Source organism: Dactylosporangium sp. NPDC051541, from assembly GCF_044454505.1.
Lineage (GTDB): Bacteria > Actinomycetota > Actinomycetes > Mycobacteriales > Micromonosporaceae > Dactylosporangium.
On record NZ_JBITDU010000010.1, the window covers coordinates 213116 to 233031 of the forward strand.

General features: G+C 72.5%; 16 protein-coding genes. 1 reads left to right on the forward strand and 15 read right to left on the reverse strand.

Features of this window, described 5'->3' with window-relative positions; all coding sequences use genetic code 11:
• The first annotated feature begins 85 nt into the window (after positions 1-85).
• Entirely contained in the window at positions 86-2344 is a 2259-nt protein-coding gene (locus ACIA8L_RS37445; RefSeq protein ID WP_395912077.1) for a S8 family serine peptidase, read from the forward strand.
• Here the strand turns inward: ACIA8L_RS37445 and ACIA8L_RS37450 are convergent.
• From ACIA8L_RS37450 to ACIA8L_RS37520, 15 genes are all read right to left on the reverse strand, one after another.
• Complete coding sequence (locus tag ACIA8L_RS37450; protein WP_395912079.1) at positions 2334-4805, reverse strand: hypothetical protein; 2472 nt, start codon at positions 4803-4805, stop codon at positions 2334-2336. The genes ACIA8L_RS37445 and ACIA8L_RS37450 overlap by 11 nt on opposite strands.
• Complete coding sequence (locus ACIA8L_RS37455) at positions 4802-5668, reverse strand: carbohydrate ABC transporter permease (RefSeq protein WP_395912081.1); 867 nt, start codon at positions 5666-5668, stop codon at positions 4802-4804. The genes ACIA8L_RS37450 and ACIA8L_RS37455 overlap by 4 nt, the downstream gene beginning before the upstream one ends.
• Positions 5668-6552 carry an ABC transporter permease gene (locus ACIA8L_RS37460; protein ID WP_395912082.1) on the reverse strand — a complete coding sequence of 295 codons (885 nt, stop codon included), beginning with the start codon at positions 6550-6552 and terminating at the stop codon, positions 5668-5670. The genes ACIA8L_RS37455 and ACIA8L_RS37460 overlap by 1 nt, the downstream gene beginning before the upstream one ends.
• A gap of 5 nt (positions 6553-6557) precedes the next feature.
• Positions 6558-8096, reverse strand: a complete 1539-nt coding sequence (locus ACIA8L_RS37465; RefSeq protein ID WP_395912083.1) for an extracellular solute-binding protein — start codon at positions 8094-8096, stop codon at positions 6558-6560.
• Between the two features lie 14 nt (positions 8097-8110).
• Positions 8111-8782, reverse strand: a complete 672-nt coding sequence (locus ACIA8L_RS37470; RefSeq protein ID WP_395912085.1) for a YesL family protein — start codon at positions 8780-8782, stop codon at positions 8111-8113.
• A gap of 167 nt (positions 8783-8949) precedes the next feature.
• Positions 8950-9207 (reverse strand): hypothetical protein, encoded by a 258-nt coding sequence (locus tag ACIA8L_RS37475; protein ID WP_395912086.1) that lies wholly within the window; start codon positions 9205-9207, stop codon positions 8950-8952.
• Between the two features lie 117 nt (positions 9208-9324).
• On the reverse strand, positions 9325-11505 hold the full coding sequence (locus ACIA8L_RS37480) for a DUF3488 and DUF4129 domain-containing transglutaminase family protein (RefSeq protein WP_395912088.1): 2181 nt from the start codon (positions 11503-11505) through the stop codon (positions 9325-9327).
• Between the two features lie 414 nt (positions 11506-11919).
• The gene (locus ACIA8L_RS37485) at positions 11920-12501 is read right to left on the reverse strand and encodes a hypothetical protein (protein ID WP_395912089.1); all 582 of its coding nucleotides are present in this window, start codon (positions 12499-12501) and stop codon (positions 11920-11922) included.
• A 278-nt stretch (positions 12502-12779) separates the two neighbouring features.
• On the reverse strand, positions 12780-13409 hold the full coding sequence (locus ACIA8L_RS37490; protein ID WP_395912090.1) for a hypothetical protein: 630 nt from the start codon (positions 13407-13409) through the stop codon (positions 12780-12782).
• Positions 13406-14152 (reverse strand): hypothetical protein, encoded by a 747-nt coding sequence (locus tag ACIA8L_RS37495; RefSeq protein WP_395912092.1) that lies wholly within the window; start codon positions 14150-14152, stop codon positions 13406-13408. The genes ACIA8L_RS37490 and ACIA8L_RS37495 overlap by 4 nt, the downstream gene beginning before the upstream one ends.
• Positions 14149-14991 carry an ABC transporter ATP-binding protein gene (locus tag ACIA8L_RS37500; protein ID WP_395912094.1) on the reverse strand — a complete coding sequence of 281 codons (843 nt, stop codon included), beginning with the start codon at positions 14989-14991 and terminating at the stop codon, positions 14149-14151. Before ACIA8L_RS37500 ends, ACIA8L_RS37495 begins: the two co-directional genes overlap by 4 nt.
• Positions 14988-15776: a hypothetical protein gene (locus ACIA8L_RS37505; protein WP_395912096.1), complete on the reverse strand. Its 789-nt coding sequence runs from the start codon at positions 15774-15776 to the stop codon at positions 14988-14990. Before ACIA8L_RS37505 ends, ACIA8L_RS37500 begins: the two co-directional genes overlap by 4 nt.
• A gap of 13 nt (positions 15777-15789) precedes the next feature.
• A complete protein-coding gene (locus ACIA8L_RS37510) occupies positions 15790-16320 on the reverse strand; it encodes an RNA polymerase sigma factor (protein ID WP_395912097.1) in 531 nt (176 codons plus the stop codon).
• Between the two features lie 33 nt (positions 16321-16353).
• Positions 16354-17301, reverse strand: coding sequence for a D-2-hydroxyacid dehydrogenase (locus ACIA8L_RS37515; protein WP_395912099.1), 948 nt, complete (start codon positions 17299-17301; stop codon positions 16354-16356).
• Complete coding sequence (locus ACIA8L_RS37520; protein ID WP_395912101.1) at positions 17298-19733, reverse strand: family 78 glycoside hydrolase catalytic domain; 2436 nt, start codon at positions 19731-19733, stop codon at positions 17298-17300. The genes ACIA8L_RS37515 and ACIA8L_RS37520 overlap by 4 nt, the downstream gene beginning before the upstream one ends.
• Positions 19734-19916: the final 183 nt, after the last annotated feature.

The window sequence follows — 19916 nt, forward strand, 5'->3', positions numbered from 1 at the left end:
GGCCGCTGTCGCCTCTGCGGCCGGTGGCCCCATGAGCTGCTATCATCACCCTGAGTAATCATATCGTCTCACGGGGTGAGAGCTGATGGCGCGCAGGTTCGGTGTTGTGGCAGCGGTCGTGGCCGCGGTGGTCGGCGGGGCCGGCTCGGCCGCGAGCGCGGCACCGGGCGAGGGAACCGTCTACGGCGACCCCAATGCGGTGTACTCCGGCTACGTCGTCCAGCTCCAGGACGCCCCCGGGGCGCAGGACGCGGCGGCCGCCGCCGATTTCGTCGCATCGCGGGCCGATGATCTCGCCCAACGCTTCGGGGGGACGGTCAGCGCGCAGTACAGCAGCGCCATCAGCGGCTTCGCGATCACCGGTATCGACGAGACGCGGGCCCGTCAGCTCGCGGCCGCGCCCGGTGTGGCCGTGGTCGAGCGCAACGCCCTGATGAAGCGTTCGCCGCAGCCGCCGCCGATCACGGCCAATGGTGGCACGCAGAGCGGGCCGACGTGGGGGCTGGACCGCATCGACCACCACGAACGGAGCATCGACGGCGCGTTCGACTATCCGAACACGGCTCCCGGCGTCACCGCCTACCTGCTCGACGGCGGCATCCGGATCAGCCACAACGACTTCGCCGGGCGGGCCACCTACGGGCGCAACTTCGTCGACCGGGTCCTGAACCCGATCCCCGACCCGGCCAACGTCAACAACAGCAACGACCCGGCCAACGCCAACGACTGCGACGGCTACGGCACCCACTCGGCCGGCACCGTCGGCGGCACCACCTACGGTGTGGCGAAGCAGATCGCGCTGGTCGCGGTCCGGGTGCTGGACTGCCTCAGCGCCGGGTTCGTCTCCGAGGCGGTCGGCGGCATCGACTGGGTCACCGCGCACGCCCAGCACCCGGCCGTGGCCGAGCTCGACAACTGGTACCGCCGGACCATCCTCATCGACGCCGCCGTCCAGCGCTCGATCGGCTCCGGGATCACCTGGATCGTCCCGGCCGGCGACTGGTACCAGGGCGGGGACAACGCCTGCTACTTCTCGCCGACCGGCGGCGCCGACACGCTCGTCGTCGGGGCGTCGAGCTACTACGACAGCCCGGCCTACTACTCGAACTGGGGCAGCTGCCTGGACCTGTGGGCGCCCGGCGACAGCATCCCGGGCGACGGGATCGCGTCGGACGTGGACACGGTGACGATGAGCGGCTCGTCGATGGCGGCCGCCTACGCGACCGGCGCGGCCGCGCTGATCCTGCAGGCGCACCAGGACTACACCCCGGCCCAGGTCCGCGGCGCCCTCATCCAGGGTTCGACGGTCGGCGCGCTGGACATGACCGCCATCCCGCCGTACGCGTCGCAGGCGAGCCAGAACCGGCTGCTCTACGTCCGCCAGGCCGAGCCGGCCCGCCCGGTCGGCAAGACCCGGACCCTGTTCAACCCGAAGTACGGCACCACCGAGGTCTACGCCCGCTCCGACAACGCCGACCACCTGATCTACGCCTACTGGTCCCGGGACTGGTCGGCCTGGATGGACCTCGGCGGCCCGATCGTCGGCGACCCGGCGGTGCTGTACAACCCCAACTACGGCACCACCGAGGTCTACGCGCGGCTGTCGAACAACCACCTCGGCTACCGGTACTTCTCCGGCGGGTGGTCCCCGTGGATCGATCTCGGCGGGAGTCTCGCGGGGAACCCGGCGGTCATCTTCAACCCGAAGTCGGGCACGACCGAGGTCTACGTGCGCACCGCGGCGAACTCCCTCGCCTACGTCTACTACGCCGGTGGCTGGTCCGGGTGGACGGACCTCGGCGGCACGCTGAGCGGTGACCCGGGCGTCCTGTACAACCCGAAGTACGGGACCACCGAGGCCTACACGGTCACCGGGACCGGCCTGCAGTACCAGTACTACCTCGGCGGCTGGTCCGGCTGGATCAACCTCGGCGGGACGGTCCAGGGGGCGCCGGCGGTGCTGTACAACCCGAAGTACGGCACGACCGAGGTCTACCTGCGCACGGCCACGAACGAGCTCGCGTACGTGTACTACCTGGGCGGCTGGTCGGGCTGGACCGGGCTCGGCGGGACCCTCGACCAGGACCCGGGCGTCATCTACAACCGCGGTTCCGGGACGACGGAGGTGTACGTCCACACGCCCGCCGACACCCTGCAGTACGTGTACTACCTGGGTGGGTGGTCCGGCTGGAACAACCTCGGCGGCACGACCGCGGGCAGCCCGTCGGTGCTGTACAACCCGCGGTTCGGGACGACCGAGGCCTACACCCTGGCGCAGGACGGCCACGCGTACTACAAGTACTACGCCGGCGGCTGGTCGAACTACATCGACATCACTCCGTGAGCAGGGCCAGGAGCTGGATGGCGGCCAGGGCATACTGGGCGGCGTCGTTCGTGGAGACGAAGGCGGCCTCGTCGACCGGGGTCAGGACCTGCGGGCCGGTCACCGCGGTGGTCCGCCACACCGGCTCGGCCTGCAGCGGGTTGGTGTTGAGCTGGTCGCCGGGGCCGTCGGTGAACGCGCGCCAGGCCAGGGCGGCCAGGTCCCGGTCGCCGGTCCGCGCCGCGGCGTAGGCGGCCAGGCGGCTGTGGGCCTGGATGAGCGAGACCCCCGGGAGGGGCGAGGTCAGATAGCGGCGGCAGTACCGCAGCCAGGCCGCCTCGAACGCCGGGCCGACCGCGGTGGCGGCGGTGAGGGCGATCAGCTCCGAGCAGATCTCGACCAGGCCGAACACCGCCGACAGGTGGGAGATCGCGGGACCTTCGCCGAGCGGGGTCAGGTGGCCGGTCCGCGGGTCCAGGACGGCCTCGGCGGTGAAGAAGCCGTCGGGCATGGCCGCGATGTCGGCCATCGACGTCAGCAGCTTGTCCCGGGCCCGCTCGTCGCCGGTGCGCTCCCACTCGGTCAGCCACGCCGCGGCCAGGGCACCCCAGTCGGTGCCGAGGCCGATCGTGACGGCGCCGGGGTGCGGGTCGCGGCGGATCTTGCGGAGTGGGTCGAGGCCGGGGAGTTCGGCGGTGGCCACCTCGCGGAGCAGGTCGCCGGTGCGCTCGTCGGCGGTGAGGTAGTAGTGGAACCGGCGGTAGACGGCGCTGGAGATGCGCAGCTGTTTGCAGCTGCAGCCCCAGTGCTGGACGTTGTGCCGGCTGCCGAGGCCGGCCCACGGGCCGGTGTGGTAGACGTCGACCTCGCCGGTGTGGCGGGTCATCGCCTCGGCGAACCGGAAGACGTCGGCGCGGCCGGTGCGCAGAAACTGGTACCACAGCCACAGGTCCGGTGACAGCTCCGAGTTGGCCCAGGCGTAGCCGCCGACGTCGTAGCGCCACTGGTGCCGGTCCGGGTCGTAGGTGTGCATCACGTCGCCGTAGTCCCAGAACCCGTACCAGCGGCGCTGCTCGCGCTGCCCGGCGTAGAAGTCGAACAGGAAGTCCAGACGGTCCTCGATCGCGGCCCGCCGTGGTGTCGAGCGGTCCACTGTGGACCAATCGCCGAAGACGTCGGCTTCCAAGAGCCGATGCGGCGGGGGTACGAGCTGAGGCGGGTCGTTCAGCGCGGCGGCGTCGGCGGCCAGGACGTCGCCGCCCGGGGTGGCCGCATAGGGGCGCAGGACGAGCTCGTGGGTGCGGGCGATACCGCGGGCGTCGGCGAAGCCGGGCTCGTAGTCCTCGTAGGTGATCTCCAGGCCTTCGAGCTGCTCGGCGTGCGTGTCCTGGCCGAGCCCGTCGTGGTAGCCGCGGAGGTCCATGGCGGGCGCGGACGGCGACCACAGCCAGACGGTGGCGGTCGCGGTGCCGGTGGCGGCGGCGCGGACGTCGAGGCGGGTCGGGTACAGCCGCCAGAAGTCCCGCAGCCCGAACCCCAGGCCGCCGCTGACCCCGCCGACATAGCCGTAGCCGGCCGCCCGGGTCGCGCCGGGGATCGTGACCCAGGCGTGGCCGGGCCGGGTGCGCTTGGCGAGGGTGAAGCCGTCGGGGCTGAGCTGGTCGAGGGTCCAGTCGCCGAAGGTGGGGACGAGATGGATCCGCTTCGACACCGTCTCCGGCCAGGCGGTGACCGGGCCGCACGGCTGCCCGGCGACCTGGGCCGCGCGATGGGCGGCACCGGGGTCGCGGCGCAGGCCGGTGATGCCCCTGACCGCCTCGGTGAGGAAGCCGGGGCGGCCGTCCTGCCCTTCCGGACCGGCGAGCCGGACGTGCCGGTCGTGGAGCTCGTCACGCATGGGGACGTCCACCCGCAACCCGAACCCGGTGACCGGGGCATCGGTGTCCCAGACGACGGTGTGCAGCAGTCGGGCCTCGGCGGCGCCGGCGTAGAAGTACAGCCGGACGGTGAACGGCCGCCGGGACCGGCCGGTCAGCTTCACCACGGCCCGGATCGGCCCCGCCTGCTCGACCGTCACCGTCTCGACCAGCCCGGGATCGGTGGTGCGCACGTCCCGGGCCACCTCCCGGCGGCCGCGGCTGACCGAGCGGACCAGGACCGGGCCGCCGCGGGGCAGCACCCAGGTCGCGGCCCCGGTGTCCACGACGATCGCGTCCTCGGACTCGGTCACCTCGATCGGCTCCGCGACCGGCGCGGGCTCCTCGCCCGGGACGAGGGTGTAGGCCGGGGCGGGCGCGGACTGCGGCGCGAACGCGTGGGCCGACCACTTCACCGAGCCGTCCGGCCACGTCGCGGTGACCCAGCTCTGCACGGGCACCGATGCCGCGAACGGACTGCCGGCCGGGACGGTGCCCCGCGGCCAGGGCACGCCGCACGTCACCCCGGCGGTGTGGGGGACGGTGAGCCAGCGCAGCGTCGTCACCCCTTGACCGAGCCGATCAGCATGCCCTTGGCGAAGTGCTTCTGCAGGAACGGGTACATCAGCAGGATCGGCAGCGTCGCGACGACGATGACGGCGAACTTCAGGCCCTGCTCCGGCGGCTGGATGTTGGGGTCGCCGACGCCGAGCGTCGAGTTGACGTCGGGGGAGACGGTCACCTGCCGGACGAACATCTGCAGGGTCCACATGCTCGGGTCGGAGATGTACAGCAGCGGCGACATGAAGTCGTTCCAGATCCCGACCGCGAAGAACAGCGCCATCGTCGCCAGGATCGGCTTGGACAGCGGCAGGACGATCCGCCAGAACACGCCGAGCTCCGTGCACCCGTCGATCTCGGCCGCCTCCTGCAGCTCCACCGGCAGCTCCTGCAGGAAGTTCTTCACGATGATGAGGTAGAACGGGCTGATCGCGGCGGGCAGGATCAGCGCCCAGTAGGAGTTGAGCAGGCCCACGTTGCGCACGACGAGGTACAGCGGGATCAGGCCGCCGCTGAAGACCATCGTGAACACGACCAGGCTCAGCAGCAGGTTGCGGCCGGGCAGCCGGCGCTTGGCGAGCGGGTAGGCCATCGTGAACGTCAGCGCCAGGTGCACCAGGGTGCCGACTGCGGTGACGGCGATCGTGACGATGAGGCTGCGGACGAAGGCGCCGTTGGTCGCGAAGATGTAGCGGTAGGTGCCGGTGACGACCTCGCGCGGCCAGAGGAAGAAGGAGCGCTCGCCGATCTCGGCCTCGCTCGCCAGCGAACCGGCGAGGACGTAGACGAAGGGCAGTACCGTCGAAATCGCAATGGCCGTCAGCACGAGCACATTGAGGACGTCGAAGACGCTCGGCCTGGTCCGCATCAGAACAGCCCGGCCTCGTCCTTGCGCCTGGCCAGCCAGTTGGCGCCGACCACCAGGATGACGCCGACCACCCCCTTGAACAGCCCGATCGCCGTGGAGTAGCTGAACGCGCCCTGCGTGATGCCGATGGTGTAGACGAACGTGTCGAACACGTCCGCGACCGAGCGGTTCAGGGCGTTGGTCATCAGGAAGATCTGGTCGAAGCCGGTGTCCAGCACGTGCCCGAGGGTCAGGATCAGCATGATGACGACCGTCGAGCGGATCGCCGGCAGGGTCACGTGCCGCACCTGCTGCCACCGGTTCGCGCCGTCCATCCGCGCTGCCTCGTACAGCGTCGGGTCGACCCCGGCCAGGGCGGCCAGGTAGATGATGGTGCCCCAGCCGGTGTCCTTCCACAGCGACTGGAGCACGATCAGCGGCCGGAACCAGTCCGGGTCGGCGAGGAAGTCGAACTCGGTGCCGAATACGGCGTTGGCGAGGTGGGTGACGGCGCCGCTGTCCACCGCGAACAGCAGGTAGGTCAGTGACGCCACGATCGTCCAGGACAGGAAGTGCGGGATGTAGATGGCGGTCTGGACGCAGCGCTTGACGACCGCCACCCGCACCTCGTTGAGCAGCAGCGCCACGACGATCGGGGCCGGGAACGCGAACACCAGCTTCAGCGCGGCCAGGATCAGCGTGTTGGTCAGGATGCGCACGAAGTCGGGGCCGGCGAAGAGCTGCTGGAAGTACTTGAGCCCGACCCACGGACTGTTGTTGATGCCCAGGAACGGCACGTAGTCCTTGAACGCGATGACGACGCCGTACATGGGCCCGTACTTGAAGATCGCGAAGTAGGCGATGCCGGGCACGAGCATGAGGTACAGCCACCGGTATCGCAGCATTGCGTTTATTTTCCACCGGCCTTCGCGTAGAGCTCGTTCATCTCGCTCGCGACCTTGTCCCCGCCCTCGCTGTGCCAGCGCTGCGTCTCTTTCTTGAGCCCGGCCTCGTCGAGCTGGCCGGCGAAGTACTTCACCTGCGCGTCGCCGACGATCAGGTCCAGCTGCGCGCCCTGCGACGTGTAGGTGGCGGAGACGAACGGCGCGGCCGGGTTGTAGACGGCCGTCTCCAGGTCCTTGGCGTGGAACACCGCCCGCTTGTCGACGATCTCCTGCTCCGGCGCCCCGGCCGGCACCGGCTGGTAGAAGTCGTTGCCCAGCGAGCCGATCTGGCCGAAGGACTGCAGGTCGTTCTTCAGCGTCACGATCGCCGGGTCGGTGCTCGTCACCGGCTTCGCCCCGCCGCCGGAGAGGGTGAAGTTGCGCCCCTCCAGGCCGTTGTTGAGCAGGATCTGCCCCTCCTTGGCGGCGAGCTTGTCCAGCACCCCGAGGACGTCGCCCAGCTCGGCCTCCGTCGGCACGCTCTGCTTGGACACGGCCAGGAAGCCCGAGTAGCCGGTGGTCGGCAGCGAATGCTTGGCGCCGTCCGGCCCGGCCAGGTTGCCGACCACTGTCACATACTTGCCGTAGTTCGCGGCGTCCTTCTGCTTGAACGTGCTCAGGATGTTCAGCGACCGCGAGCTCGTGTCGATGATGATGCCGCCCTTGCCGTTGGTGAACGCGTCCTCCCACGGCTTGCCGGAGTCGAGCGTCGCGAAGTCCGGGTTGACAAGTTTCTCGTCGAAGAGCCGGCGGATGTACCGCGCGCCGTCGAGGAACTGCGCCGTGTCGAACCCGGGGACCAGCTTCCCGTCCCGCGGCCCCCACCCGTTGGGCGCGCCGAACCAGGTCTCGATCACGTCATAGGGGCTGCCCGAGGCGTACCCGCTCGGCCACTTCGGGAACAGCACGCCGTACGTGTCCCGCTTGCCGTTGCCGTCCGGGTCGTTCTCGGTGAACGCCTTCGCCACCGCGTAGAGGTCCTGGACCGTCGCCGGCTCCGCCAGGCCGAGCTTCGCCAGCCAGTCCTTGCGGATCGTCACCGCCACCCGCATCAGCTGCCGCTCCCGGGGCAGCCCGTAGAGGTGCCCGTCGACGGACGCGCTCTGCCGGGTCTGCTTGTTGGCCTTGGCCAGGTTCGGATACTTGTCGATCCGGTCCGTGAGATCCCAGAACGCGCCCGCCTTCGCGTTCTGCACGAACGCCGGGATCTTCCCCTGGACCACCATGACCTCGGGGATCGTGCCGGACGCGAGGGTGATGTTCGTCTTGTCGTTGTAGCTGGAGTTGGGTACCCACGTGATGTTCAGCTTCTTGCCGGTGAGCTGCTCGACGGCCTTCTGCATCTCACCCGTCGCGGCCGGGGCCTGGGTGCTGATGACCGGGGCCATCATGTCGAGCGTGGCGAGATCCGCGGGGTCGGCCGGGCCGCTCTCCGGCGCGGACGTGCACGCGGCGAGCACGGCGACGGCGAGCACGGCCGGCACGATCGAGGCGTTCCATCTCACGGTTGTCTGCCCTCTCACAGGATGCGAAGCGGTTCGGCGGGGAGGCCGGCGCCGTCGTGATCGCCGAGGTCGTCGCCGGCGGCCAGCCGGCGCTGGTTCTCGGTGAAGAAGCGCACGCCGAGCCACGTGCTGGTGTGCAGCCAGGCGCCCACGCTCACGGTGAGCGGCAGGATCGGCTGGGCCGCGCTCGCGAAGGCGAAGGCGGCGAAGACGAGCAGCAGCAGGACCGTCGCGTGCGGGCGGCGCAGCGCGAACCGCAGCGCCATCGGCCCGTACCGCCACAGCGGCAGCTCGTAGTGCGCGTACATGGGCCCGGCGTAGATGAGCGCGGCCAGGGTCAGCCCGAACGCCACGAGCGTCGCGACCCGGCCCGGCCCGGTGCCCGGCAGCGCCGAGAAGGTCGCGTAGTTGGACCACAGCACCGCCGCCACGGCCAGGATCGGCAGCACGACGACGCTCCCGCGGACGAACTCCCGCCGCCACGTCCGCGCGAAGTCCCGCACGCCGACCGCCTCACCGCGGGCGTGCCGGCGGGCCAGGACGCAGGCGGTGACGGTGGCCGGCCCGACGCCGAACACCACGCCGCCGAGCAGGGTGAACGCCAGCCACATCGCGTTGAGCGCACAACACCAGGCCACGACGGAGGCCGCGGCGTGCACGCGCACGGTCCAGTGGTGCGACGTCATGGTCCATCACCGCCGATCGAACGTTTCAATTGGGTGTGTGTGAGCGCTCACAGCCGCGCGATTCGCCAGATAGTGCACGATCGATGTCATACTTGTCAATCGACAGCGCTCAAAGTCCCCGCCGCCGCCCCGCCGGGCTGAAAGTTTCCCGCGCAGCGACTACGCCTTCATCGGGGTGCCTGGTGCACGACGGGCGCTTCGAGGACGCCGACAGCGGCGGCGTCGGCGGCGGCCACGGCGACTGCGGCGGTTGCGGCGGCGGCGGTCACGGCGGTTGCGGCGGTTGCGGCGGCGGCGGTCACGGCGATTGCGGCGGTTGCGGCGGCGGTCACGGCGACTGCGGCGATTGCGGCGGCGACGACAGTGACAGCGGCGACGACAACGACAGCGGCGGCGGCAACAAACGACAGCGGCGGCGACAGCAAACGACAGCGGCGGCGACAGCAAACGACGGCGGCGACGGCAAACGACAGCGGCGGCGGCGGCAAACGACAGCGGCGGCACCGGCTCCGCCCAGAACGCTGCGCGGAGCCGGGAGCGCGTCACCGGCCGGCTCGCCTGATCCTGATGCGGCGCAGGACCGACGGCGGCAGGACGGCGGCGCGGAGGCGGGTTCGGTGGGTGGCGTGGGCGGCCAGGCCGGCCCGGACCGCGAGGACCGCGGCCCGCAGGTCCTCCGGCGGCCGCGGCCGGGCCGCATACCGGGCGTGCTCCTCCGCCGTCTGCAGCACCCGCCCGCCCGCCTCGGCCGCTTCGCCCAGGCCGGCGAGGCGCCCGGCCACCGTCCGCGGTGTCTCCGCCCCGCTCGCCCCCACGCGGTAGTCGGTCAGCGAGTCGAGCAGCTCGGCCCACGCGTCGTGGACCGCGGCGCCGCCGGACGCCCGGGCGCGGAGCCGGCGGCGGCGGGTGCGGGCCCGGGTCAGTGCGGGCAGGGCCAGCAGCGCGACCAGCAGCCCGCCGAGCGCCCACCCGGCCGGTGGCCCACCCGGCGTCGAGCTCGATCCGGACAGCGGCGCGGCGGGGGCGGCCGAAGCGGTCGGCGCTGCGGGCGCGGGGGTGGCGGACGGCGGGGTGGTCGCGGCCGGGGCGGGTGCGCCGGTGGCGGCGGGCGGGGTGGCGTCGAACGGGAGCCAGCCGTGGCCGGGGAAGTACACCTCGGTCCAGGCGTGCAGGTCGTGGTTGGTCAGCGTCGTCGTGCGCCCGCGGCCGCCGTGGGTGGCGAAGCCGATGGCGACGCGGGCCGGAATGCCGGCCGCGCGCAGGAGCCAGGCGAAGGCGGCGGCATACTGCGTGCAGAAGCCACGTTTATTCTGCAAGAAATCGATGATGGCGGTACCGCTCGTCGCCGGCCCGGTCGCCGTGTCGTAGACGAAGCCGTTCGCCGGTGCGAAGTACTCCCGGACGGCGGTGACCTGGTCGTACTCGTTGGTCCGGCCCGCCACCAGCTGTGGCACGAGGGAGCGCACGACCAGGTTGGCCGGCGCCGCCAGGACATCGCGCAGCGCCGGGTCGGCGGCGTCCACCGCGGCCGCGCGCCGCAGCTGCTCGGGGACGGGCTCGGGGCGCAGATAGTCGACCGTGTACCGCTGGCTCGCGGTTGTGCGGCGCTCGGAGTACACCTGCTGCGTCCGGGTGTCGAACCGCCAGCTCGGATCGACACCTTCGATGCCGGTCGGCGTTGCGTAGACAGGCAGCTGCTGGGCGTGGAACCGGTCGCTGACGCGCACCTCGGCCCGGTGGGCCCCGGCCCGCGTCTCCGGTCCCCAGCCGGGCCGCGGCAGGCCGGCGGCGACGGGGACCGAGGGCCCGGGCGGCAGCGGCTCGAACCCGCGGTTGGTGAGCCCTTCGAGGACCGCCATCCGCAGGTTGCCGGGCGCGGTGTCGTCGACGTCCGTGACCTCGAGCAGGTCGACCTTGTCGGGCCGGTTGAGCTCACCGGACAGCATCGCGAGCAGGTCCACGTCGCCGGGGTCGGCGCGCCCGGGAGCACCGGCGCCGGCCTCCCACGGCCGGACGGCGGGCAGCGCGGCCGGCACCAGGAACGGCAGCACGACCGCGAGGGCGACCCCGGCCAGCCCGAGCCCCCGCCCGGCCGCCGCGAGCGAGGCCGTGACCCGCCGCCCGTCACCGCCGACGTTGCGCCCGAACCCGCGCACCCGCCCGATCCAGTCCGCGCCGAGCAGCCACACGAACCCGAGCGCCCCGAGTGCGAACGGCAACCACCCGGTGCTATCCGGCAGCACCGCCACCGGCACGGTGTAGACGAGGAGCATCGGCAGCCCGGCGAGCGCCGCCCGCCGCAGCTCCACCACGAGCACGTCAACGACGAGCCCGAGGGCCGCGACCCCGGCGACGGCCAGAAACCGCAGCCCGTCATACTCGTCGACCGGCGCCGCGAACCGCCGCAGCTGCGCCACCGCCTCCCCGACGAGCACGCCGGGCGAACTGCCGCGAAACATCCAGCCGACCACGACCAAGGCCACCCCCGCCATCGCCGCACTCGCGAACCAGGCGGGCGCGGGCAGCCGCCGCACGAACCCCCCGGCCAAGCCCATGGCGACCAGCACGAGCGCCGACTCCCAAACCCACGTGTATCCGGTGAACAGATTCACCAGCGGCAAAGCAGCCAGCCCAGCCGCACCGAGAGCGACGGGCGTAAGCCGCACACGTTCGTTCATATCGATAGAACGCCCGACGCCCCCCCAAGGTTGCCGACCGCCCATGACCCCTTCGAGGCAGCCCGAAACCGAAGACGAGACGAGCCGCGCACGGCAGCCACCCGAAGCGCCACACAAAACGACATCAACGCCGACGAGGGAATCCGTCACCCCGAAAGACCACGAACCAATTCATGACTCCAACAGAAGCCGCCACAAATAGCAACCAAGACCCAAAATCTTTGCCCTGGCCGAAGCCACCACAAATCGCGCCCACGATGAAGTAACTCCCTAGCCGAAGCCGCCACAAATCGCGGTCACGAATAGAAGTAATTCCCTCGGCCGAAGCCGCCACGAATCGCGCCCACGAGTGAAAGTAATTCCCCTCGCCGAAGGCGCCACGAATCGCGCCCACCGAAAAGTGGCCACGACGGACCGCGCACCGACAGACGAACCGCAACCAAACAAACCGCACCCAAACTACGGTCCGGACCACGCTACCCGGTAGTTCCCATCGGCCGAGCCCACAACGCGGTGCCCCTCCAACCGGCACATGGTGAACCGGGCCCCCCACGAGCGCAACACCCGCCGACCAGCCGGACGCCCCGACCGCGACGGTCCATAACTCACCGGGCAAGTCCGCTCAAGCTCTCCAACCTCCTCCCACGACTCGACGACCCGCGACTCGATGGCCTCCTCCCGGGACGCAACAACCTGTGGCTCGACAACCTGCTCCGGCGACTCAACGACCTGCGGTTCGACGACCTGCGGTTCGACGACCTGTGGCTCAACGACCAGCGGCTCGACGATCTGCTCCGACGGCTCGACGACCTGTGCAAGCCGAGCAGCCCGGGCCTGCAGCCACTCCTCCTTGGTCACCGGCACGTTGTCGCCATAGATCCGGCGGAGCTTGGCGGCGTGGCGTTGTTCGAGGCCCCAGTCGCGCTGTTCCTGGTGCACGCGGCGAAACTCTTCCACCATCGGGCTGTATTTCCGCGACCGGGTCCGATCGCGCATTGTCGCCTGTTCGCTCTTGCTGAAGAAGCTCATCTGCCCCCGCATGTATTGATTATCGCAAACCTAAAGATCATTCGCACTACCCATTTTACGGCCGGTTCGAGGGGCACCGCGATGTGAGCTCGGCCGATGGTAACTACCGGGTAGCGTGGTCCGGACCGTGGGTTGGTTGCGGTTTGTTGGTTGCGGTCCGTGAAGAATCCGGCGGGTCCGTCGTGGTCGTCTTTCGGTGGTAACGGGCCGGGGGGCCTTCGGCCACAGAATAGGCGGGAGTCGGTGGGTGGGTCGCGCATCGCGGCCAGGAGCATGGCGGGGGCCTTCGGCTACGGAATATGCGGGAGTCGGTGGGCTGGGTCGCGCATTGCGGCCAGGAGCGTGACGGTCGCGGCGGCCAGGACGGCGGACCAGCGCAGGTGCGCTGTCGTCCACTGTGGACCTGTGCTCACCAGCATCGGCGCGCGGGACATCGACGCTGCCAGGAGTAGCGCCGCGAGCAGGGCCGGGCTGGTGATGAGGCCGGGGTGGTCGACGCCGCGGCGGCGGGCCCAAGCCGCGACCGCCCAGACGACTCCGAGGGCCGCGGCCAGCTCGATGGTGGTGCCGAGGCCGAGGTCCCAGCGGTCGGCCGCCGGGGCCGAGGGCAGCAGGTAGGCCAGCATCAGCGTCCACAGTGGAGCGGTGACGGCCGTGGCGCAGCCCATGCGCAGCGTGAGGCGGCGGGCCAGGCTCCAGGGGCTGGCCTGCAGCAAGCCGGCTGCGCTGTCGTCGAGCACGTAGCCGCACCCGAGCGCCAGCAGCAACGCCAGCAACCGCAGGTCGCCCAAGGCGTCCGGGGTGCCGTCGCGGCGGGTCACCAGCAGTACGGCGGCGGTGGCGACGGCGGGGAGGAGCGGGGCCAGGCGCACGCTGCGCACCAGGTGCCCGGCCCGGACGAGTTCCCAGGTGACCGTCACCGCAGCTGCAGCCAGCCGACGATCAGCGTCGCGGCCAGGATCGGCGCGCCGGTGAGCAGGAGGCGGCGGCGGTCACGGTGGACGGCGGCCACGGCGGCGCAGGTGCAGAGGCCGGCCAGGTAGGCCGCGTGCAGCCACGGCCGGCCCGGCGGCGGGGCGGTGCCCTCGGGGGGCTGGGCGGTCGTCCACCACATCCACCAGAGGCCGGCGTCGAAGCGGCGGAAGAGCACGAGGGCGCCGATGGTGGCGGCGACGAACATGATCAGGACGCCGCCCGTGAACGGCAGCCGGCGGGCCGCGAGGAGGCCGAGGAGGCCGGCGCCGGGCAGGATGAGCGGGAGTTGTGCGAGTTCGCCGGGGCTCAGTGCCACGTCGGGCGGGAGGTCGTAGCCGGTGTCGAGGAGGGCCATGGCGCCCACGCCGATCAGGCCGGCGGCGAGCAGGGGCAGGGCGATCCCCAGGGCCATCGCCCAGGTCCGGGCCGGGTCGGAGGCGGGTGTGGCCTGGAGCATCTCCTCGGCGCGGCTGCGGCGGGCGCTGCCGGCGACGAGGTTGGCCGCGAAGAGGGTGAAGATCGGGCCGAAGAACGTGAGGGCGATGAAGATCGTGTCGTACCAGTAGGCGGGGCCGCGGCCGTTGGTGGCGCCGTCCAGGGCGGAGGCGGTGAGGACGATGACCGGGATCAGCCAGATGACGGGGTGGCGGGCCAGGCGGTACGACTCGCGGAGGGTCAGCGCGGTCATGACGGCGCCGCCATCAGCAGCAGGTACGCGTCCTCGAGCGTGGGCGGGGTCAGGGCCGCGCCGGGTGGAGGGTCGCCGATGTTGCGGTAGGTGCCGTCGCCGGTGCCCCAGGCCGCGAGGGCGGCGGGGGAGCGGCGGCCCTCGGTCCAGACGCGGCCGGCGGCCTGCGCGGTCAGCTCGGCCGGGGTGCCGGTGAAGCGGGCGCGGCCCTGATGGATCACGGCGATCCGGGTGCACAGGGCGGTGATGTCCTCGGTCTGGTGGCTGGACATGACCACGGTGCGGCCCTCGCCCGCGGCGGAGATCATCTCGCGGAAGCGCAGGCGCTGCTCGGGGTCGAGGCCGACCGTCGGCTCGTCGAGGACCAGCAGGTCGGGCCGGCCGAGCAGGGCCTGGGCGAGGCCGACCCGGCGGCGCATCCCGCCGGAGAGCGAGCGGATCCGTTTGGCGCTGACGGACTCGAGGCCGGTCTCGGCGATGACCCGGCGGACCTCGTCGTGGCGGGGGCGGCGGTCGGTCTGTTCCTTCAGGATCGCCACGTAGTCGATGAACTCGAAGACCGTGAAGCCGCGGTGGAAGCCGGGGTCCTGCGGCAGGTAGCCGAGGCGTTCCCGGATGCCGGTGCGCTCGCCGGGGCGGGCCGGGTCGCGCCCGAGCAGGGTCACCGTTCCCGCGTCGGGGGCCAGCACCGTGGCGATGATCCGCAGCAGTGTCGTCTTGCCGGCGCCGTTCGGCCCGAGCAGCCCGGTCACGCCCGGGCCGGCCTCGAAGCCGACGCCGTCGAGGGCCGCCGTGCGGCCGAAGGACTTCGTCGCGCCCCGCACGACAACGGTGCTCATGCGATGCTCCTCAGCTTGAACAGGGCGGCGGCGGCCAGGGCGAGCCAGAAGACCTGGGCGGCCGCGCCGAACGCCAGGTCGAGCCGGCCGGCGGCGGTGATCGGCACGGTGACGAGCAGCCAGGCCGCGGCCACGACGGCGGCCGCGGCGAGCGGGGTCAGGCGGCCGGTGAGCGCCAGTGCGGCCCCGGTGAGCCCGGCCGTCGGCAGGAGCCAGGCGGCGGCCGCCCAGTGCGGACCCGGGAGCGCGAGCCCGGCGACGGCGACAATCGGTACGGTCACGGCCAGGACCGTGGCCGTGCGGATCAGCAGCAGCCGCAGGCCCGAGTACGGCGCGGCCAGCCCGATCTCCCGGGTCGGGTCGAGCCCGCCGGCGAAGGCGACCGCGACCCCGGCGAGGGGCCCGAGCGGCGCGGCGACCGGGAACAGGGGCAGGAGGCGCTGGTCGAGCTGGGCCGCCCAGACCGCGAACGCGAGGACCGCGGCGATCGCGAGGAGCCACGGCCCGCGCAGCGTCGGGGTCGCGGCGACCAGGCGGGCCGTCTCCGCCCGGACGCCGAGCCGGATCAGCAGCCGCTCGGGCCAGGCCGGCCGGGGCGCGTCGATGCGGTCGGCCACCTCGGCCCAGATCGCCGCGGCCCGCCCGGCGTCGACGTGCGGCGCGAGCACGGCCCGGCACTGCCCGCACCGCAGCAGATGCGCCTCCACCGACGCCGTCTGCTCAAGAGCCAGGGCGTTTCGGGTGTACTGCCCGATCGTCGCCGGTTCCAGGTGCCATTCGGTCATCGCCGTCCCCCCGTCATGTCAGCCGCTCCCGGAGCTGGGCCCGGGCCCGCATCATCCGCGTCTTGACGGTCCCGGGCGGGATGCCCAGCAGCCGGGCCGCCTCCCGCGTGGTCAGCCCGTCGAGGACGGTCGCCTGCACCACGGCCCGCAGCTCCGGCGACAGGCTGGCCAGGGCCGCGCCGACGTCGCCGTACTGGACGGCGAGCAGCACGTGCTCCTCCGCGGACGTCTCGACGCCGGGGAACTCGATCAGCTCGCCGGCCGGTGGGTGGCTGCGGCGCAGCGTGTCGACGAGGCGGCGGATGCCGATGCCCCAGATCCACGCGGCCGGCTCGCCCCGGCCGTCCCACTTCCCGGCCGAGCGCCAGATCGCCACGAACGTGTCCTGGACGACCTCGTCGACCAGCTCCGGCGAGGCGCAGCGCCGGCTCAGCCGGGCGAGCAGCCACGGCAGGTGGCGCCGGTACAGCTCGCCGAACGCCGCCCGGTCACCGTCGGCGGTCGCCGCGAGGAGCCGGGCGTCGTCGCGGGGGTCTGGGTCCACACCCCTACTGTCGTACCTCGAGGGGCGAGCGGTTCAGTATCCGGCGGTCCGGTCCACCACGGAGGCGAGGGGCGCCCCGGCCGCGAACCGGCGCAGGTTGGCGGCGACGGTGTCGAAGGACCGGCGGCGGGACTGCCGCGAGGTCGACCCGTTGTGCGGGGTGACGAGCACGTTGGGCCGGTCCCAGAGCGGGCTGCCGGGCGGGAGCGGCTCGACGTGGTGGGCGTCGAGGCCGGCGCCGGCGATCCACCCCTCGTCCAGCGCCCGGTCGAGCGCGTCGGCGTCGGCGACCTCGCCCCGGGAGACGTTCACGTAGTAGGCGGTCGGCTTCATCGCGCGGAACTCGGCCTCGCCCAGCAGCCCGCGGGTCTGCGGGGTGAGCGGGGCGGTGACGACGACGGCGTCGCACTCCGGGAGCATCCGCGTGAGCCGGTCCGGCGGATACATGGCGTCCACGGCCGGGTCGTCGCCGGCGGTGCGGCGGGTCGCGAGGACGCGCATGCCCATGCCCCGGGCGATCCCGGCGAGGTGCCGGCCCGCGTTGCCGAACCCGACGAGGCCGATGGTCCGGCCGGCCAGCTCGCCGTGCGTCGCCGGGTCCCAGCGGTGCTCCCGCTGCGCCCGGGCCCAGTGCCAGCCGCCCCGGTCGAGGAGCAGGAGCAGCAGGATCGCGTGCTCCGCGAGGCCGACCGCCCCGTTGCCGGCGGACGCGCTCAAGGTGATCTCGGGCCGGGCCAGCAGGCCGGGGGTGAAGGCGTGGTCGGCGCCGGCCGTCCACAGGTGGATCCAGCGCAGCGCCGGGGCCGCGGCCAGTTCGGCGTCGCCGACCCGGCCGACCGCGGCGACGACGTCGGTGAAGTCCACGTCCGCGCCGTCGGCCGGGAAGCGCAGGTCGAGGCCGGGCCCGGCGGCGTCGCGCAGCTCCTGCCGCTCCGCGTCGTCCAGGCCGAGGCCGCGCACGACGACGGGAAGTCCGGTCACGCGGCGGTCCGGTGGTGATGGTGGTGGCGGCCCGGGCCGAGCGGCCGCGGCGGCAGTCCCTCCAGGTCGAGGACGGCCGTGGTGCCGGTCGGCACCGTCACGTCGACCTCCAGGCCGTCGGGCGTGCGGTGCCAGGCGATGGAGGCCTCGCCGTAGGGGGTGATGTGCCGCGCGGACGCGTGGGTGAGGCCGCCGCCGGGCCGGGGGCGGAACAGGATCTCCCGGTAGCCGGGGGCGGCGGGGGCCAGGCCGGCGACGACGCGGTGCATCCAGTCCGCGACCGCGCCCAGGGCGTAGTGGTTGAACGACGTCATCTGGCCCGGGTTGACCGTGCCGTCGGGGAGCAGGGCGTCCCAGCGCTCCCAGATGGTGGTCGCGCCCTGCGTGACGGGGTAGAGCCAGGACGGGCACCCGCGCTCGAGGAGCAGGTCGTAGGCGGTGGCCAGGCGGCCGTTGGCGGACAGCGCGTCGGAGACGAGGGGGGTGCCGACGAAGCCGGTCGCGATGCGGTTGCCGGCCTCCGCGACGAGCTCGGCCAGCCTGGTCGCCGCGGCCGCGCGCTCGGCCGGGTCGGGGATCAGGTCGAAGGCCAGGGCCAGGGAGTAGGCGGTCTGGGCATCGCTGGTCATCCGGCCGCCCGGGAGGACGTACTCGGCGGCGAAGGCCTTGCGGACCGCGTCGGCCAGGTGCGTGTAGTGGGCCCGGTCGTCGGGGCGGCCGAGGAGGTCGGCCATCCGGGCCACGGCGCGGGCGGAGGCGGCGAAGTAGGCGGTGGCGACCAGGTAGCGGTCGGTGGTGGCGTCGGCCGGGTCTTCCGGCGGCGCGGCCGGGTCGAGCCAGTCGCCGAGCTGGAAGCCCTCGTTCCACAGATGGTCGGGGCCGGCCAGGCGGTCGATGAGGTCGACCCAGCGGCGGGCGCTGTCGAACTGCCGCGCGACGACCGCCACGTCGCCGTAGCGGTCGAACAGGGTCAGCGGGGTCAGCGTGCCGGCGTCGCCCCAGGCCGCGCCGGGCCGGATCGGGGTCCACATGTGCTTCGACGGGATCACCGGGACATACCAGGGGATCGTGCCGTCGGAGAGCTGCTCGCGGGCCACGTCCCGCAGCCAGCCGGCCAGCATGCCGGACACGTCGTAGAGGAACGTCGCCGTCGGGGCGAAGACCTGCAGGTCGCCGGTCCAGCCGACGCGCTCGTCGCGCTGCGGGCAGTCGGTCGGGATGTCGAGGAAGTTGCCGCGCATGCCCCAGACGACGTTGCTGTGCAGCTGTTCCAGCATCGGGTCGGAGCAGCCGAACCAGCCGGTGCGCTCCAGGTCGGTGTGGTAGACCCGGGCCACGACGTCACCGGCGGCGACGGCCGCGTCGAGGTCGCCGGGCCAGCCGGTGACCTCGGCGTAGCGGAAGCCGTGGAACGTGAACCGCGGCTCCCACTCCTCGGTCTCGCGGCCGGCGAGGGTGTAGTGGTCGGTGGAGCGCGCCGAGCGCAGCGGGCGGGTGTACAGCTCCCCGTCCTGCAGCACCTCGGCGGTCCGGATGCGCACGGTCGCGCCGCGCGGGCCGTGCACCCGGATCCGGGGGCGGCCGACGAGGTTCTGGCCGAAGTCGAGGATGCGGGCGCCGCTCGGTGCGGTGAGCACCGCGACCGGGACGACCTCCTCCGTGCAGCGCACCGGCGGGCCGCTCGGCGCACGCAGTACCCCCGGATCCTGCTCGTGCACCGCAACGGTCGTCCAGGCGGTGTCGTCGAAACCGGGGGACGACCACCCGGGCTGCTCCGCGCGGGCGTCGTAGTCCTCGCCGTCGTAGTTGCCGGTCCGGATGATCGGGCTCGGCGCGGCCCGCCAGGACGCGTCGGTGGCGACGGTCTCGATCCGGCCGTCGTCGTAGTGCAGCTCCAGCTGGGCGAGCAGCGACAGGTCCGCGCCGAAGACGTTGCGGAACCCGCCGCGCCAGCCCAGGCGCCCGCGGTACCAGCCGTCGCCGAGCCACGAGCCGATGGCGTTGCCGCCCTCGCGCAGCAGTGGGGTCACGTCGTAGGTGTAGTAGCGCAGGTGCTGGCCGTAGACGGTCCAGCCGGGCGACATGGCGTCGTCGCCGACCCTTGTTCCGTTGAGCTCGACCTCGTAGAGGCCGTGCGCGGTCGCGTAGAGGCGGGCCGCGACCAGGCCGGCCCCGACCGTGAACTCCCGGCGGACCAGGGACGGGCGGCGGTCGTCGGACTCAGGGTCCTCCTCCCAGGCCGCGCCGACCGGTGCGGCCACCCAGTCGCCCGCCTCCAGCAGCCCGGCCTCCAGCTCCGTGGGCTCCGACCAGGGGCCGAACGCCCCGTCGCCCCCGGCCACCCGGACGCGGACGGTCGCCCGCTCCCGGGAGAGGAGTGGCTCCGACGGCCAAGGGACCAGGACCTGCTCGGTCGTTTCGACCCGGACCACTTCGGTTGTACCGCGGCGCGCGAGCTCGAGCTCATACGCGTACTGGCGCCAGTCCGGTTCCGCCGTCGTCGTCCACGAAACACGCGGGGCGGGCTCGCCGATGCCCCGGGGCTCGCGGTGATGTTCAATCCGCGGCGCGGAGGGCGTGCCCGGCATTTCGTTGGCCTTTCCTCGAAACGGTTT

Bases quoted from the DNA above. Each gene is read 5' to 3' on its own strand.
- ACIA8L_RS37480 (WP_395912088.1), bottom strand. From the start codon at position 11,505: ATGGGCGGTCGGCAACCTTGGGGGGGCGTCGGGCGTTCTATCGATATG.
- ACIA8L_RS37505 (WP_395912096.1), bottom strand. From the start codon at position 15,776: ATGACCGAATGGCACCTGGAACCGGCGACGATCGGGCAGTACACCCGA.
- ACIA8L_RS37455 (WP_395912081.1), bottom strand. From the start codon at position 5,668: ATGCGGACCAGGCCGAGCGTCTTCGACGTCCTCAATGTGCTCGTGCTG.
- ACIA8L_RS37500 (WP_395912094.1), bottom strand. From the start codon at position 14,991: ATGAGCACCGTTGTCGTGCGGGGCGCGACGAAGTCCTTCGGCCGCACG.
- ACIA8L_RS37460 (WP_395912082.1), bottom strand. From the start codon at position 6,552: ATGCTGCGATACCGGTGGCTGTACCTCATGCTCGTGCCCGGCATCGCC.
- ACIA8L_RS37445 (WP_395912077.1), top strand. From the start codon at position 86: ATGGCGCGCAGGTTCGGTGTTGTGGCAGCGGTCGTGGCCGCGGTGGTC.
- ACIA8L_RS37470 (WP_395912085.1), bottom strand. From the start codon at position 8,782: ATGACGTCGCACCACTGGACCGTGCGCGTGCACGCCGCGGCCTCCGTC.
- ACIA8L_RS37485 (WP_395912089.1), bottom strand. From the start codon at position 12,501: ATGCGGGGGCAGATGAGCTTCTTCAGCAAGAGCGAACAGGCGACAATG.
- ACIA8L_RS37495 (WP_395912092.1), bottom strand. From the start codon at position 14,152: ATGACCGCGCTGACCCTCCGCGAGTCGTACCGCCTGGCCCGCCACCCC.